The sequence below is a fragment of the Acidovorax sp. GW823-FHT02H02 genome, assembly GCF_058797075.1.
Map to the genome: position 1 here is coordinate 311,065 of NZ_JBXAJH010000004.1, position 15,191 is coordinate 326,255.

14 protein-coding genes are annotated in these 15,191 nt (G+C 64.0%); 2 read left to right on the forward strand and 12 right to left on the reverse strand.

Annotated features, from left to right (window positions below; translation table 11 throughout):
• Positions 1–45: 45 nt before the first annotated feature.
• The 3 genes from folP to AC1RDS_RS06775 form a co-directional block, all read right to left on the reverse strand.
• Positions 46–888 (reverse strand): dihydropteroate synthase, encoded by an 843-nt coding sequence (gene folP / locus AC1RDS_RS06765; protein WP_348683460.1) that lies wholly within the window; start codon positions 886–888, stop codon positions 46–48.
• Positions 889–964: 76 nt separating this feature from the next.
• Positions 965–2,884, reverse strand: a complete 1,920-nt coding sequence (ftsH, locus tag AC1RDS_RS06770) for an ATP-dependent zinc metalloprotease FtsH (protein WP_092696485.1) — start codon at positions 2,882–2,884, stop codon at positions 965–967.
• 166 nt (positions 2,885–3,050) lie between these two features.
• Positions 3,051–3,713, reverse strand: coding sequence for an RlmE family RNA methyltransferase (locus AC1RDS_RS06775; RefSeq protein ID WP_287878021.1), 663 nt, complete (start codon positions 3,711–3,713; stop codon positions 3,051–3,053).
• A 106-nt stretch (positions 3,714–3,819) separates the two neighbouring features.
• On the opposite strand from AC1RDS_RS06775, the gene AC1RDS_RS06780 reads away from it, so the two are divergent.
• Together AC1RDS_RS06780 and AC1RDS_RS06785 are read left to right on the forward strand one after the other, a co-directional pair.
• Positions 3,820–4,296 (forward strand): YhbY family RNA-binding protein, encoded by a 477-nt coding sequence (locus AC1RDS_RS06780; protein WP_026436876.1) that lies wholly within the window; start codon positions 3,820–3,822, stop codon positions 4,294–4,296.
• Between the two features lie 4 nt (positions 4,297–4,300).
• The gene (locus AC1RDS_RS06785; protein WP_287878018.1) at positions 4,301–5,065 is read left to right on the forward strand and encodes a glycosyltransferase; all 765 of its coding nucleotides are present in this window, start codon (positions 4,301–4,303) and stop codon (positions 5,063–5,065) included.
• Between the two features lie 22 nt (positions 5,066–5,087).
• Here AC1RDS_RS06785 and kdoO read toward each other — a convergent pair whose 3' ends face one another.
• From kdoO to lpxA, 9 genes are all read right to left on the reverse strand, one after another.
• Complete coding sequence (gene kdoO / locus AC1RDS_RS06790) at positions 5,088–5,963, reverse strand: Kdo hydroxylase KdoO (protein ID WP_287878017.1); 876 nt, start codon at positions 5,961–5,963, stop codon at positions 5,088–5,090.
• Positions 5,964–6,003: 40 nt separating this feature from the next.
• Positions 6,004–6,423 carry a DUF4149 domain-containing protein gene (locus AC1RDS_RS06795; protein WP_287878015.1) on the reverse strand — a complete coding sequence of 140 codons (420 nt, stop codon included), beginning with the start codon at positions 6,421–6,423 and terminating at the stop codon, positions 6,004–6,006.
• A gap of 11 nt (positions 6,424–6,434) precedes the next feature.
• The gene (gene greA, locus AC1RDS_RS06800) at positions 6,435–6,911 is read right to left on the reverse strand and encodes a transcription elongation factor GreA (RefSeq protein WP_287878012.1); all 477 of its coding nucleotides are present in this window, start codon (positions 6,909–6,911) and stop codon (positions 6,435–6,437) included.
• Between the two features lie 189 nt (positions 6,912–7,100).
• A complete protein-coding gene (gene carB / locus AC1RDS_RS06805) occupies positions 7,101–10,367 on the reverse strand; it encodes a carbamoyl-phosphate synthase large subunit (protein ID WP_092696479.1) in 3,267 nt (1,088 codons plus the stop codon).
• Positions 10,367–11,554 (reverse strand): glutamine-hydrolyzing carbamoyl-phosphate synthase small subunit, encoded by a 1,188-nt coding sequence (gene carA / locus AC1RDS_RS06810; protein ID WP_092696478.1) that lies wholly within the window; start codon positions 11,552–11,554, stop codon positions 10,367–10,369. Before carA ends, carB begins: the two co-directional genes overlap by 1 nt.
• Positions 11,555–11,808: 254 nt before the next feature.
• Positions 11,809–12,582, reverse strand: coding sequence for a TrmH family RNA methyltransferase (locus AC1RDS_RS06815; protein ID WP_348683464.1), 774 nt, complete (start codon positions 12,580–12,582; stop codon positions 11,809–11,811).
• Positions 12,583–12,628: 46 nt separating this feature from the next.
• Entirely contained in the window at positions 12,629–13,246 is a 618-nt protein-coding gene (gene rnhB / locus AC1RDS_RS06820) for a ribonuclease HII (RefSeq protein ID WP_026436868.1), read from the reverse strand.
• The gene (gene lpxB / locus AC1RDS_RS06825; RefSeq protein ID WP_092696476.1) at positions 13,218–14,375 is read right to left on the reverse strand and encodes a lipid-A-disaccharide synthase; all 1,158 of its coding nucleotides are present in this window, start codon (positions 14,373–14,375) and stop codon (positions 13,218–13,220) included. The genes rnhB and lpxB overlap by 29 nt, the downstream gene beginning before the upstream one ends.
• A 9-nt stretch (positions 14,376–14,384) precedes the next feature.
• Positions 14,385–15,173 (reverse strand): acyl-ACP--UDP-N-acetylglucosamine O-acyltransferase, encoded by a 789-nt coding sequence (gene lpxA / locus AC1RDS_RS06830; RefSeq protein ID WP_092696475.1) that lies wholly within the window; start codon positions 15,171–15,173, stop codon positions 14,385–14,387.
• Between the last annotated feature and the right edge of the window lie 18 nt (positions 15,174–15,191).

A 15,191-nucleotide genomic window follows, 5' to 3' on the forward strand; every position in this document is an offset into this window, starting at 1 on the left:
CAGCCAAGTACCCCGCGAGGCGTTGCCAATAGCGCCAGACTGCCCTTACCCAGCCACCACGGGGTCTGACTCCATGGCACGCCAGACCGCCAGTGCCTGCACCGTTTCGCGGACATCGTGCACGCGCACCACGCGGGCGCCGCGCTCCACTGCGAGCAGCGCAGCGGCCACGCTGGGCTGCAGCCGTTGCTCCACGTCCAGGCCCGTCACCGCACCCAGTGATGATTTGCGCGACCAGCCTGCCAGCAACGGATAGCCCGGTGCCAGCAACTCGCGCTGGCGCGCCAGCAGGGCGAAGTTCTGTGCCACTGTTTTGCCAAAGCCAATACCCGGGTCCAGCACAATTCTGGTCTTGTTGACCCCCAGCGCCTGCAGGTCATGCGCTGAAAGCTCTAAAAATGAGAGCACCTGCGGCAATACATCACCCACCATGGGTGCCACCTGCATGGTCTGCGGATCGCCGTGCATGTGCATCAGGCACACACCGCAGTGCGGGTGCCGCGCCACCACCTGCGCAGCTCCGGGCTGGCGCAAAGCCCATATGTCGTTCACGATATCGGCCCCCAGATCGAGCACCGCCTGCATGACCTCGGGTTTGTAGGTATCCACCGAGATCGGCACGCCCAGGCCCACCGCTTCGCGCACCAGGGGGAGTACACGCGCCAGTTCCTCATCGAGACCCACGGCCGGGCTGCCAGGACGGGTGGATTCACCGCCGATGTCGAGGATGTCGGCGCCATCCTTCAAAAGTTGCTCGCAGTGGCGCAGCGCCGCCGCAGTGGATCCATGACGCCCCCCGTCGGAGAAGGAGTCTGGCGTCACATTGACAATGCCCATGGTGTGAGGGCGGGTCAGATCCAGGGTGAATCGGGTGGTTTGCCAGAACATGGGACTCCGGGAAAATGGGTGGTGAAAACAAAAACGGGGCCACAAGCCCCGTTTTGGTAATGAAGGTGCTCCCGCGTCAAGCAACGGTAGGGGCGGGCTCCGTGGTCACAGCGGGCGACCCACCGCTGGGGCCATCGCCGGAGGATGGGGGCGTACGCGGTGTCCAGTCCTTGGGTGGGCGCGGTGCCTTGCCAGCCATGATGTCGTCCAACTGCTCGGTATCAATGGTTTCCCACTCGAGCAGGGCTTTCGCCATGGCGTGCATCTTGTCGCTGTTCTCTTCAATCAGGCGACGGGCCAGGTTGTACTGCTCGTCGATGATGCGGCGCACTTCCATGTCCACCTTTTCCATGGTCTGCTCGCTCATGGTGGTGGTCTTGGTCACCGAACGACCCAAGAACACCTCGCCTTCATTCTCGGCATAGACCATCGGCCCCAAGGCATCGGTCATGCCGTAGCGCGTAACCATGTCGCGGGCGATGTGGGTGGCCCGCTCGAAGTCGTTGCTGGCGCCGGTCGTCATCTGGTTCATGAACACTTCTTCGGCAATACGGCCACCAAAGAGCATGCTGATCTGGTTCAGCATGTATTCACGGTCGTAGCTGTAGCGGTCCTGCGCAGGCAGGCTCATCGTCACGCCCAGGGCGCGGCCACGGGGAATGATCGTGACCTTGTGCACCGGGTCGCACTTGGGCAGCAGCTTGCCGATCAGTGCATGGCCGGACTCATGGTAGGCCGTATTGCGGCGCTCTTCCTCGGGCATGACCATGCTCTTGCGCTCTGGACCCATGAGGATCTTGTCCTTGGCCTTCTCGAAGTCCTGCATTTCCACGGTGCGGGCGTTGCGGCGCGCAGCCATCAGGGCGGCTTCGTTGCACAGGTTGGCCAGGTCGGCACCGCTCATGCCGGGTGTGCCACGGGCGATGATGCCGGCATTCACGTCCTGGCCGATCGGAATCTTGCGCATGTGCACGTTCAGGATCTGTTCGCGGCCGCGGATGTCGGGCAGCGTCACATACACCTGGCGGTCGAAGCGGCCAGGGCGCAGCAGAGCAGCGTCCAGAATGTCGGGGCGGTTGGTGGCAGCGACCACGATCACGCCCAGGTTGGTCTCGAAGCCATCCATCTCGACCAGCATCTGGTTGAGGGTCTGCTCGCGCTCGTCGTTGCCGCCGCCAAGGCCCGCACCGCGCTGGCGGCCCACGGCGTCGATTTCGTCGATGAAGATGATGCAGGGGGCGTTCTTCTTGGCGTTCTCGAACATATCGCGCACGCGGGCCGCGCCGACACCGACGAACATTTCCACAAAGTCCGAACCCGAGATGCTGAAGAACGGCACCTTGGCTTCACCGGCAATGGATTTGGCCAGCAAGGTCTTGCCGGTACCCGGTGGCCCGACCAGCAGCAGACCACGGGGGATGCGGCCACCGAGCTTCTGGAACTTCTGGGGATCTTTCAGGAAGTCGACGACTTCCTTGACCTCTTCCTTGGCTTCGTCACAGCCAGCCACGTCGGCGAACGTGACCTGGTTGGTGTTTTCGTCCAGCATGCGCGCCTTGCTCTTGCCAAAGCTGAAGGCTCCGCCCTTGCCGCCGCCCTGCATCTGGCGCATGAAATACACCCACACGCCGATCAGCAGCAGCATGGGCCCCCAGCTAACCAGCAGGGTCATGAGCAAAGAGCCTTCTTCACGCGGCTTGACGTCGAACTTGACGTTGTTGTTGATCAGATCGCCGACAAGGCCGCGGTCAAGGTAGGTGGCGGTAGTGCGGATCTTGCGGTCATCGTTGGTGACGGCAACGATCTCGGTGCCACCCTGGCCTTCCTGGATCGTGGCGCTCTTGATGCGATTGCTGCGGACTTCCTCCAGGAACTCCGAATAGCCGACATGGCCGGCACTCGCACCGGTGCGGGTGTCGAACTGTTTGAACACAGTGAACAGCACCATGGCGATGACCAGCCACACGGCAATTTTTGAAAACCACTGATTGTTCAAGCAGGACTCCAGTCGCGGGAAAAAACGGTCACGAAGCCGTCACGGCTTACGTATGTCCCATTTTAAGTGTTTCAAGCCTTGGGGGGTCTTATTCCCCCTGCCTGCCATGGACTCAGCACGGACTTTGGCGCCAAATGGCATAAATCATGGCCCCGATCCACCCCACTCAGGCGTTGTTTCTGAGACCCATGCCCACCAGGAAAGTTTCGGAGGACTTGTCTCGTGAGGCCTTGGGCTTGATCGGCTTGACGGTTTTGAAGCTGCGCTTGAACAGCGCCACCAGTTCGCCATAGCCGCTACCATGGAACAGCTTCACCACCAGCGCGCCCTCGGGCTTCAGGTGCTGGCAGGCAAAGTCCACGGCAAGCTCCACGAGATGCGCAATGCGCGCCGCATCGGCCGACTCGATGCCGGACAGGTTGGGCGCCATGTCGGACACCACCACATCCACCGCCCTGCCCTGCAATGCGTCCTCCAGCTGCCGCAATACCTCGGGCTCCCGAAAGTCGCCGTGCAGGAAAGTCACGCCCTCGACGGGCTCCATGGGCAGAATGTCCAACGCAATGATGCAGCCATTGAGCTGCCCGGCCGCCGCCCCTGCAGGTGACAGTCGCCGGCGCACATACTGGCTCCAGGCCCCGGGGGTGGAGCCCAGATCCACGACCGTGTGGCCCGGCTTGATCAACCCCAGCTGCTCGTCGATTTCCTTGAGCTTGTAGGCCGCACGCGCGCGATAGCCGTCTTTCTGGGCCAGCTTGACGTAGGTGTCATTGACATGGTCGTTCAACCAGGCCTTGTTGACCTTCTTGCTTTGGGTTTTAACTTTCATACCGCTCCATTGTCTCTCGACAATCGGCACCGCTGATTGCGTCAAGTGCTCACCACGCGCAACGGGGTGAAGTCGCTCCGCGACGGGCCGCAGACATAATACGGCCATGCCCCAAATTCAACTGACTCCCGCAGAGCGCCGGGAACATCGCGCCAATGCCCACCACCTCGACCCCGTGGTCCTTGTAGGGGGAGATGGCCTGACCGCCGCGGTGCAAAAAGAAATCGATGCCGCCCTGAACGCCCATGGGCTGATCAAGGTGCGCATCTTCAACGATGACCGCACGGCCCGTGAACTGATGTACCAGCAGCTGGCTGCAGAGCTGAACGCGGCCCCCATCCAGCACATCGGCAAACTTCTGGTGCTCTGGCGCCCCCAGCCCGCCAAGGAGCGCACACCGGACGAAGACCGCATGCCCGGCCCGCGCGACGTCAAGGTGCTCAAATACAGCAAACGCGGCGGCCAGCGGCCCGAAATCAAGCAACTGCGCGTGCTGGGCAACCAGCGCCTCACGTCCGGCGGGCAGATCAAGCGGGCAAAAAAGCCCAAGCTGAAGTCGATCAAGAAAAGCCAGGCTGACTGACGCCATGGCCGCACCCACTGCCGCGGCGCAGCAGCGCCATGTGATCTGCATGAAATGGGGCACAAAATACGGCCCCGAATACGTCAACCGGCTGTACGCGATGGTGCGCCGCAACCTCACGGGTGATTTTCACTTCGTTTGCCTGACCGACGACAGCACAGGCATTCGCCAGGAGGTGCATTGCCTGCCGATTCCCGATCTGGACCTGAATCTGGCGCCCGGCGAGCGCGATGGCGCCTGGCAAAAGCTCACCACCTTCGAAGCGGATCTGCATGGCCTGCGCGGCACGGCCTTGTTCATGGACCTGGACGTGGTGGTGGTGGGTAGCCTCGATGGTTTTTTCGAGCAACCCGGCAGCTTTCGCATCATCCGCGACTATGTGCGGCCGTGGCAGTTCGGGCGCATCACCGGCAACTCGTCGATCTACCGCTTCGAACTGGGCGCACACGCCGACCTGCTGGACTACTTCCGCAGCCATATCAACGAGGTACGCTCACAATTTCGCAATGAGCAGGCCTACCTGTCACACCGGCTGCACAGCCAGGGAAAACTGCAGTACTGGCCGCAAGCCTGGTGCCCCAGTTTCAAGTACAGCTGCATTCCCGCCTGGCCCAGCAATTACTGGCGCGAGCCGATCGTGCCTGCAGATGCGCGGGTGGTGATATTTCATGGCGAGTGCAACCCGCCCGACGCCCTCGCCGGCCGCCGCAACAAGCGCTTTCGGCACATGGAGCCCGCGCGCTGGATTGCGCGCTACTGGAACGAATAGCCGCGCCCGACCGGGCGGGCCCTCAAACCCCCACCAAGGGGCGTCCCGTCAGGCGCGCCAGGATCGCCAGCGGACTCGCGGCGGGGTCGTACTCATGGCCGGGGGCCAGGTGCAGGGTCTGCTCCAGCATGTACTGGCCCGACATCACCGCATGCGAAGCCTGGTCGGAAAAACAGATCCAGGTCGATCCGGCAGGAAATGGCACGGTTTCCTGCGTCGCCTCTTTCTGGTAGGCCAGGTCGCGCTTCATGCCATCGTGCAGTTGCAGCATCAGGTGATCGTATTCACTGCGCAGCGACTTGGTCACATGCAGCGCCTGGAGGGCATGGGCCTGCCAGCGCACATAGGGCTTGGCCTTGGGCAGGAAATTGCGCGCCACCGTTTCAAACGGTTCACCCAGCCGCCACACACGGGGCCGGCCCTCGGGATTGACATTGGTGAACACGCGCAAAATGCGCTCACCGTAATTGGGGCGCGATGGAAAGGCGTCCACATGCAGGCGGCGGTCGTCCGCGCGCCACGACTGCACACGCGACTCCACCTGCATGGGCCGAAAGCTCGTGGGCGCCAGGCGCAGCGCGGGCACATAGTCCGGCAGCAGGCCCGAGACCAGCGCCATGGCCTGCTCCCGAAAGCGCCCCACCATCGCCGCCAGGCCCGCCTGCGTTGCCGCGTCGCCCGCCGCCCCTTTCAGGCGGCCCTGGGCATCCAGACTGATGTTGCGTGCGCCCGGGTCGCGGATGTCCGGGCGCAGGTATGTTTTCTCCTCCGGCAGCAGTGCAAAAGCGAGCTGGGGAAAGAACAGCACCTGCCCCCCCTCCACCGCAGTCGTCCAGGCAGGATTACCCTGCAGCCCCTGCCATTGCGTTGTTTCGATGCGTACGACTTGCGAAACCATCACCTGCCTCCCGTTGCGATCACAGAGCCGCGACCAGCCGTCATTGTGGATGACGGGCCGGCAGCGTTCGCCAGAGCGACATGCCTGCACACACCCACTGCACGGCATACGTCACGCTACCCACCGTGTGCCACAGGCGCAAATCCTGCCGGGCGACGATGCGCGGCGCCACGCCAAACTGGGTCAGCAATGCCAGCAGCAGGCCTGCAACTATGAAAACCATAGCCGCTTGCGCCCATGGATATTGGGTCACCTCGCCTTTTGGCCTTGAAACCAGCAGCAACAGCACGCAACACACTACCGTCACCCAGGTCTGGGCGGCAAACAGCCTTGCCGCCATGCCGCCCGCCAGTGCCGGGGTGGGCAAATGGGCAAACAACAACGGCACCACCAGCAGCCCGATGGTCGTCAGACTGCCCCACCAGAGGGCCGCCAGAAAGGCAGGAAGGCGGGTGTGCATGGTGCTTCGGATCACAGGTAGCTGACGGCCACCACTTCATAGCGGCGCACGCCGCCCGGCGCCTGTACTTCCGCCGTGTCACCCTCTTCCTTGCCGATCAGGGCCCGGGCAATCGGGCTGGAGATATTGATCAGGCCTTGTTTCAGATCGGCCTCGTCCTCGCCCACGATCTGGTATTTCACCGTGTCGCCCGAGTCTTCATCCTCCAGTTCGACCGTGGCACCAAACACCACCTTGCCGCCGCCGTCCACGGCACTGGGGTCGATGACCTGAGCAACTGACAGCTTGCCCTCGATTTCCTGAATGCGGCCCTCGATGAAGCCCTGGCGGTCCTTGGCCGCGTCGTAGTCGGCATTTTCGCTGAGGTCTCCCTGCGCACGCGCCTCGGCAATTGCCGTGATCACTGCGGGCCGCTCTATGGTCTTGAGGCGGTGCAGCTCGGCCTTGAGCATTTCAGCGCCGCGCTTGGTAATGGGAATGGTGGCCATTGCGATGAATCTCCGTCAAACAAAGCGGTGGGGGCACGAAGCAACCCCGCCGGTCAGTCACCCGACATGGACAGGAAGCTTCGCTGTCCATGCCTTTGGCGACCCTAAAAAGGAAACCGCCGCACGTTGCCGCGCGGCGGTGTCTGGTCAGGGCAGATTATGCCGCGTTTGCCCGGGTGCCGACCACCATCAGGCGGCCAGCTGGGCGTGCAGTTCCTGCACCGAATACACATCGAGCTTGTCGAGGAACTTCATGCCCTCGACCGCGGCTTCCGCACCAAAGATGGTGGTGAACGTGGTCACGCGCGCCAGCAGCGACGAGGTGCGGATGGCCCGCGAGTCGGCGATCGCGTTGCGGCGCTCTTCCACCGTGTTGATGACCATGGCGATCTCGTCGTTCTTGATCATGTCCACGATGTGTGGGCGGCCCTCGGTCACCTTGTTGACCACCGCCACTGGCACGCCGGCCTCGGCAATGGCCGCCGCCGTGCCCTTGGTGGCCACGAGCTCGAAGCCCATCGCCACCAGGTCGCGGGCAATGGCCACGGCGCGTGCCTTGTCGCTGTTCTTCACGGTGAGAAACACCTTGCCCGAGGTGGGCAGCTTGGTGCCCGCGCCCAGCTGGCTCTTCACGAAGGCTTCGCCGAAGGTCTTGCCCACGCCCATCACCTCGCCGGTGGACTTCATCTCGGGGCCGAGGATGGTGTCCACGCCAGGGAACTTGACGAACGGGAACACGGCCTCCTTCACGCTGAAATACGGGGGCGTCACTTCCTGGGTGATGCCCTGGCTGGCAAGGGTCTGGCCCGCCATGCAGCGCGCAGCCACCTTGGCCAGCTGGATGCCGGTGGCCTTGCTGACGAAGGGCACCGTGCGCGATGCGCGGGGGTTCACTTCCAGCACGTAGATGATGTCCTTGCCATCCACTTCCTGGATGGCGAACTGCACGTTCATCAGGCCCACCACGTTCAGGCCCTCGGCCATGGCGGCCGTCTGACGCTTGATTTCGTCGATGGTGGGCTGCGACAGGTAGTACGGGGGCAGCGAGCAGGCCGAGTCGCCGCTGTGCACGCCGGCCTGTTCGATGTGCTCCATCACGCCGCCGATGAAGGTGACGCCCGCGGAATCACGCACGCAGTCCACATCGCACTCGATGGCGTTGGAGAGGAAACGGTCGAGCAGCACGGGCGAGTCGTTGCTCACCTTGACGGCCTCGCGCATGTAGCGCTCCAGGTCACGCTGCTCGTGCACGATTTCCATCGCGCGGCCACCCAGCACGTAGCTGGGGCGCACCACCAGGGGGTAGCCCAGGGCGGATGCCTTTTCCAGCGCTTCCGGCTCGGTGCGGGCCGTGGCGTTGGGCGGCTGGCGCAGGCCCAACTCGCCCAGCAGCTTCTGGAAGCGCTCGCGGTCTTCGGCCGCATCGATCATGTCGGGGCTGGTGCCGATGATCGGCACGCCTTCGGCTTCCAGGCCCAGGGCGAGCTTGAGTGGCGTCTGGCCGCCGTACTGCACGATCACACCGACCGGTTTTTCCTTATCCACGATCTCCAGCACATCTTCGAGCGTGACGGGCTCGAAGTACAGGCGGTCGGAGGTATCGTAGTCGGTGGAGACGGTCTCGGGATTGCAGTTGACCATGATGGTCTCGTAGCCGTCCTCGCGCATGGCGAGGGCCGCATGCACGCAGCAGTAGTCGAACTCGATGCCCTGACCGATCCGGTTCGGGCCACCGCCCAGCACCATGATCTTCTTGTTGGCGGTGGGCTCTGCCTCGCATTCCGCGACGCCCCCGTAGGTGGCATTTTCGTAAGTGGAGTACAGGTAAGCGGTGTCGGTGGCGAACTCGGCCGCGCAGGTGTCCACGCGCTTGTACACCGGGCGCACGTTCAGCGCACGGCGCGCTTCGCGCACGGCCTTCTCGGTGGTCTTGAGCAGTTTCGCCAAGCGGCGGTCGGAGAAGCCCTTTTGCTTGAGCGTGAGCAGCGTGCCGGCATCGATTGCCGCCAGGGCGCCCGCGCCCTTCTCGGCCACAAGCTTGTCGATATCGAGCTCGATCTTCACGATCTGCTCGATCTGCACCAGGAACCACTTGTCGATCTTGGTGAGGTCAAACACCTCATCGACCGACAGGCCCATGGCAAATGCATCGCCCACGTACCAGATGCGCTCGGGGCCGGGCTCGCCCAGCTCCTTCTCCAGGACTTCGCGGTCCTGGGTCTTCTCGTTCATGCCGTCCACACCCACTTCCAGGCCACGCAGGGCTTTCTGGAAGGACTCCTGGAAGGTACGGCCCATGGCCATGACCTCGCCCACCGATTTCATCTGCGTGGTCAGGCGGCTGTCGGCAGTGGGGAACTTCTCAAAGGCAAAACGTGGGATCTTGGTGACCACGTAGTCGATCGAGGGCTCGAACGATGCGGGCGTGGCGCCGCCGGTGATTTCGTTCTTGAGCTCATCCAGCGTGTAGCCCACGGCCAGCTTGGCCGCCACCTTGGCGATCGGAAAGCCCGTGGCCTTGGAGGCCAGCGCCGAGGAGCGGGAGACGCGCGGGTTCATCTCGATGACGACCATGCGGCCGTCCTGCGGATTGATCGAGAACTGCACGTTGGAGCCACCGGTGTCCACGCCGATCTCGCGCAGCACTGCCAGGCTGGCGTTGCGCAGGACCTGGTATTCCTTGTCGGTCAGGGTCTGCGCGGGAGCCACGGTGATCGAGTCACCGGTGTGCACGCCCATGGGGTCGAGGTTTTCAATCGAGCAGATGATGATGCAGTTGTCTGCCTTGTCGCGAACCACTTCCATCTCGTACTCTTTCCAGCCGAGCAGCGACTCTTCGATCAGCAGCTCGTTGGTGGGCGAGGCTTCGAGGCCGCGCTTGCAGATGGTCTCGAACTCTTCGGGGTTGTAGGCAATGCCGCCACCCGTGCCGCCCAGCGTGAAGCTGGGGCGGATCACGGTGGGGAAACCCACTTGCCTCTGCACCGCCCAGGCCTCGTCCATGCTGTGGGCGATGCCTGAGCGCGCGGAGCCCAGACCGATCTTGGTCATGGCATCCTTGAACTTCAGGCGGTCTTCGGCCTTGTCGATGGCCTCGGGCGTGGCGCCGATCAGTTCGACCTGGTACTTGTCGAGCACGCCGTGGTGCCACAGGTCCAGCGCGCAGTTCAGCGCGGTCTGGCCGCCCATGGTGGGCAGGATGGCGTCGGGGCGTTCCTTGGCGATGATCTTCTCGACCGTCTGCCAGGTGATGGGCTCGATATAGGTGACGTCGGCCGTGGCCGGGTCGGTCATGATCGTGGCAGGGTTGCTGTTGATCAGGATGACCTTGTAGCCCTCTTCGCGCAGGGCCTTGCAGGCCTGCACGCCGGAGTAGTCGAACTCGCAGGCCTGGCCGATGATGATGGGGCCGGCGCCGATGATGAGGACGCTTTTAATGTCTGTGCGCTTTGGCATTATTTTTTCTCCTGGGCCGTGGCCATCAATGCCGTGAAGCGGTCGAACAGGTAGGCAATGTCGTGCGGGCCGGGCGATGCCTCGGGGTGCCCCTGGAAGCAGAAGGCGGGCTTGTCGGTGCGCACCAGGCCCTGCAGCGTGCCGTCGAACAGGCTGATGTGCGTGGCGCGCAGGTTGGCGGGCAATGACTCCAGCTCCACCGCAAAGCCGTGGTTCTGGCTGGTGATGCTGACGCGCCCGTTGTCCAGGTCTTTCACCGGGTGGTTGGCACCATGGTGGCTGTGCTGCATCTTGAAGGTCTTGGCGCCAGAGGCCAGGGCCATGATCTGGTGGCCCAGGCAGATACCGAAAGTGGGAATACCGCTGTCGATGATCTCGCGCACCGCCGTGATGGCGTAGTCGCAGGGCTCGGGGTCGCCAGGGCCGTTCGACAGGAACACGCCGTCGGGGTTCATGGCCAGCACTTCGGCGGCCGGCGTCTTGGCAGGCACCACCGTCAGCCTGCAGCCGCGCTCGGCCAGCATGCGCAGGATGTTCAGCTTCACGCCGTAGTCGTAGGCCACCACATGGAAGCGCGGCGACTCCTGCTTGCCGTAGCCAGAGCCCAGCTTCCACTCGGTCTGCTCCCAGGAATAGGCGGCAGGGGTGGTCACGACCTGGGCCAGGTCCAGGCCCTTCATGCTGGGCGCGGCCTTGGCTGCGGCCAGCGCTGCGTCAACGCGTGCCTGTGTCACGGTTTCGCCGGCCGCCAGGCCGACGATGGCACCGTTCTGCGCGCCCTTGTTGCGCAGCAGGCGAGTCAGCTTGCGGGTGTCGATGTTGGCAATGGCCACCGTCTTGTGGCGCACAAGGTATTGCGAGAGGGTTTCGGTCTGGCGGAAGTTGCTGGCCAGCAGGGGCAGGTCCTTGATGATGAGGCCTGCGGCATGGACCTTGTCGGCTTCGATATCCTCGGTGTTGACGCCGTAGTTGCCGATGTGCGGATACGTGAGCGTCACGATCTGCTGGCAATAGCTGGGGTCGGTGAGGATTTCCTGGTAGCCGGTGATGGCGGTGTTGAACACCACCTCGCCGACGGTGGTGCCCGCATCTGCGGATGAAGCACCGATCGAATTACCGATAAAGACCGTGCCGTCTGCGAGCGCCAGGATGGCGGGCGGGAAGTTTCCCTGTAGAGACAAGAGCACTGGATTCTCCGGATGGTTACGGTCGCCCGGCGCCTGCAGGCCGCTCGCGCAAGGTGTGCCGGCGGCTGCTCTCAGATGGGTTGTTGCTTTGGGTGCGATCGGGCGACGCTGTTGCGAGAAAAGCCCTTGATTATACCCAGCTGAGTCCCGCTTCGAATGCCCTCATGCTGCAATGCGGCATCGAGACAGGGGCTGCAGCACGCCACGCAATGCGCCTCTCCTTCACAACCGACCCAGCCGGCGCGTTCCAAATTTCAGCGCGTGGCGCCACTGGCGTGCAGGCAGATGGCTGCGGCGGCCGCCACGTTCAGGGACTCCTCGCCGCCAGGCTGCGCAATGCGGATACGCCGGGTGGCACGCTCCTCCAGCGCGGGCGACACGCCCTGCCCCTCATGGCCCAGCACCCAGGCGCAAGGCCACGGCAAGGCGGCGCGGTGCAGGAAGTCGCCATCGTGCACATGGGTCACCAGCAGTGGCACCTGAAGCGCCTGGAGATCCTGCACCTCCAGCCCTTCCACGAGATCGAGCGCAAAGTGCGCGCCCATGCCCGCGCGCAGCACCTTGGGCGCCCACAGCGCCGCGCTGCCCTTGAGCGCCGCCACCTGCCGGAAGCCAAATGCCGATGCACTGCGCAGGATGGAACCCACATTGCCGGCATCCTGCACGCGGTCCAGCACCACCGTGGCCACCCCCGTCTGCAACCCCCTCGGCGCGGCGACATCCACCACAAACCCCATGGGCGCCGGTGATTCCAGGCCACTGATGTCGGCAAACAGGGCATCGGCGATCACTACTAGCTTCATAGCTGCTTGCGCATATGCAGCAGGCGCCAGAGGCCAAAAAGACTCCGAAAATACCGCCACCACAGGCCGCACGCCACGCTGCAGGGCCGCGCTGCACAGGTGGTCGCCCTCCAGCCAGACACGGCCCTGCTTGCGGTAGGCCGTGCTGTCCTGCGCCAGCCGGCGCAGGTCTTTGACAAAGGCGTTGTCACGCGAGTGGATCACGGTCAGGGGTGCGGAGGTCATGCGGTGTCCCGTGCGAGCAATGAAATGGCGTGCAGCACCCGGCGATTCAGGCCAGCACCCTGGCCACGGGCGCGAAGCTGTGCCGATGGTGAATGCAGGCACCATGCTCGCGCAGGGCGGCCATGTGCATGGCCGTGCCGTAGCCCTTGTGGCCGGCAAAGCCGTATTGCGGGTACTGCGCATCGACCTGCACGCACCAGCGGTCCCGGTGCACCTTGGCCAGGATGGAGGCCGCCGAAATGGCAGGCACCAGCGCATCGCCCTTGACAATGGCCTCGGCCGGCATGTCCAGCGTGGGCAGCCGGTTGCCATCGACCAGGACCATCTTCGGCTTGAGCCGCAGGCCCAGCACGGCGCGGCGCATGGCCAGCAGCGTGGCCTGCAGGATGTTCAGACGGTCGATTTCCTCGACACTGGCTTCGGCAATGCTGCAGCACAGCGCCTTGGCCCGGATCTCGTCAAACAGGGCCTCGCGCCGTGCAGCGGTGAGCTTCTTGGAGTCGGCCAGTCCGGCGATGGGGTGCAGGTCGTCGAGGATGACCGCTGCGGCCACCACGGGCCCGGCCAACGGGCCGCGGCCAGCCTCGTCTACCCCCGCCACCAGACCCGGGGGATGCCAGGGCAGGCTGGCCTGTTCAGGCGGCAAGGATTTTCTGGATCGCATCGGCAGCCAGTTGAGGGGTGTTGCGTTGCAGGCTTTCGTGCAGCGCCGTGAAGCGCCGCTCCAGGGCCGCGATTTTCTGGGGGTTGCTGCGCCGCGCATCCAGCCAGTCCAACGCTGCCGCGCAAAGCGCTTGCGGCGTGGCCGCATCCTGGATGAGTTCAGGCACCACAAACTCGCGGCAAAGGATGTTGGGCAACCCCACCCAGGGCTGCAACTGCCTGCGGCGCATGAGCCACCAGCTCCAGGGATGCATGTGGTAGCCGATCACCATGGGGCGCTTGAAGAGTGCCGCTTCCAGCGTTGCAGTACCGCTGGCGATCAAGGTGGCATCACAGGCGGCAAGCACGGTGTGGGACTGCCCCGCAATGATCTGCACCGCCCCACCCAGGCCACAGTGGTGGGCGATCTGAACGATCCGGTCACGCAAGGCGGGCACCGCCGGCACGATCAATTTGATGGCGGGTCGCGCTTTCAGCACCAGCGCCGCCGCCTCGAAGAAGGGCTGGGCAATGTACTGAATCTCGGAAGAACGGCTGCCGGGCAGGATGGCCAGCACCTCGTCCGAATCTTGCAGACCGAGTTGCGCCCGGGCAGCAGCGCGGTCTGGCAGCATGGGAATCACACCCGCCAGGGGGTGGCCCACGTACGTGGCCGCAATGCCATGGTGCGCCAGAAGCTCCGGCTCGAACGGGAAAATGCACAGCACATGGTCCGCGCTGCGGCGGATCTTCTCGACCCGGTCAGCACGCCAGGCCCAGATGGACGGACACACGAAGTGCACCGTCTTGATGCCGGCAGCACGCAAGTCGGCCTCCAGCCCCAGATTGAAGTCGGGGGCGTCCACACCGATGAAAACATCGGGACGGTCCCTGAGCAAACGCTCGCGCAGCTGTTTGCGGATTCGGAGCAACTCCCGCAGCCGGCGCAGCACTTCCATGCTGTAGCCATGGACGGCCAGCTTCTCGCTGGGCCACCAGGCCTCAAAACCACGCCGCTGCATTTGCGGACCACCAATGCCGCAGGACTGCAACTGTGGCCAGTGGGCCTGCATTCCGTCGATCAGCAGGCCTGCGAGCAGATCGCCCGAAGTCTCGCCCGCCACCATGGCGACGCGGGGGGAAATACTCATGGGAGCCCCTCAGCGCGCAATGCCGCGCGTGGAGGCATCCAGAAAGGCCAGCACCAGCGCGATGTCGGCGCTGGCTTCCGGATGGGTGAGCGGCAACTCGGCGATGGCGGTGCGGGCAGACTCCAGGGTCAGCCCCTGCCGGTACAGAACGCGATGCATCTGCTTGATGCCAGCCATCCGCGCAGCCGAAAAACCACGGCGACGCAGGCCTTCGAGGTTCAGGCCGCGCACAGCCAGCGGGTTGCCGTCCACCATCATGAAGGGCGGAACGTCCTGCGAGATATGGCTGGCAAAACCGGCCATCACATGCGCGCCCACTTTCACAAACTGGTGAATGCCCGTGAGCCCGCCGATGATGGCCTGGTCCGCCACCTGCACATGCCCCGCCAGGGTGGCGTTGTTGGCCAGGATGGTCTGGTTGCCCACCACACAGTCGTGCGCGATGTGCACGTAGGCCATGATCCAGTTGTCATCGCCTATGGTCGTCACGCCCTTGTCCTGGGTGGTTCCCAGGTTGAAGGTGCAAAACTCGCGGATGGTGTTGCGGTCTCCGATGACAAGCCGTGTGGGCTCGCCCGCGTACTTCTTGTCCTGCGGCGCGGCACCGAGCGATGCAAACTGGAAAATGCGATTGTCCGCACCGATGGTGGTGCGCCCTTCGATCACGCAATGCGGCCCCACGGTGGTGCCGGCACCGATGGAAACATCAGGGCCTATCACGGTGTACGGCCCCACCGTCACGGAGGGATCGATGCGGGCACCCGCCTCGACAATGGCTGTGGGATGAATATTGCTCACGGTCCAACAGGTCTGAAC

Bases quoted from the DNA above. Each gene is read 5' to 3' on its own strand.
- carB (WP_092696479.1), bottom strand. From the start codon at position 10,367: ATGCCAAAGCGCACAGACATTAAAAGCGTCCTCATCATCGGCGCCGGC.
- AC1RDS_RS06775 (WP_287878021.1), bottom strand. From the start codon at position 3,713: ATGAAAGTTAAAACCCAAAGCAAGAAGGTCAACAAGGCCTGGTTGAAC.
- AC1RDS_RS06795 (WP_287878015.1), bottom strand. From the start codon at position 6,423: ATGCACACCCGCCTTCCTGCCTTTCTGGCGGCCCTCTGGTGGGGCAGT.
- AC1RDS_RS06815 (WP_348683464.1), bottom strand. From the start codon at position 12,582: ATGACCTCCGCACCCCTGACCGTGATCCACTCGCGTGACAACGCCTTT.
- folP (WP_348683460.1), bottom strand. From the start codon at position 888: ATGTTCTGGCAAACCACCCGATTCACCCTGGATCTGACCCGCCCTCAC.
- rnhB (WP_026436868.1), bottom strand. From the start codon at position 13,246: ATGCGATCCAGAAAATCCTTGCCGCCTGAACAGGCCAGCCTGCCCTGG.
- greA (WP_287878012.1), bottom strand. From the start codon at position 6,911: ATGGCCACCATTCCCATTACCAAGCGCGGCGCTGAAATGCTCAAGGCC.
- AC1RDS_RS06785 (WP_287878018.1), top strand. From the start codon at position 4,301: ATGGCCGCACCCACTGCCGCGGCGCAGCAGCGCCATGTGATCTGCATG.
- lpxB (WP_092696476.1), bottom strand. From the start codon at position 14,375: ATGAGTATTTCCCCCCGCGTCGCCATGGTGGCGGGCGAGACTTCGGGC.
- AC1RDS_RS06780 (WP_026436876.1), top strand. From the start codon at position 3,820: ATGCCCCAAATTCAACTGACTCCCGCAGAGCGCCGGGAACATCGCGCC.
- kdoO (WP_287878017.1), bottom strand. From the start codon at position 5,963: ATGGTTTCGCAAGTCGTACGCATCGAAACAACGCAATGGCAGGGGCTG.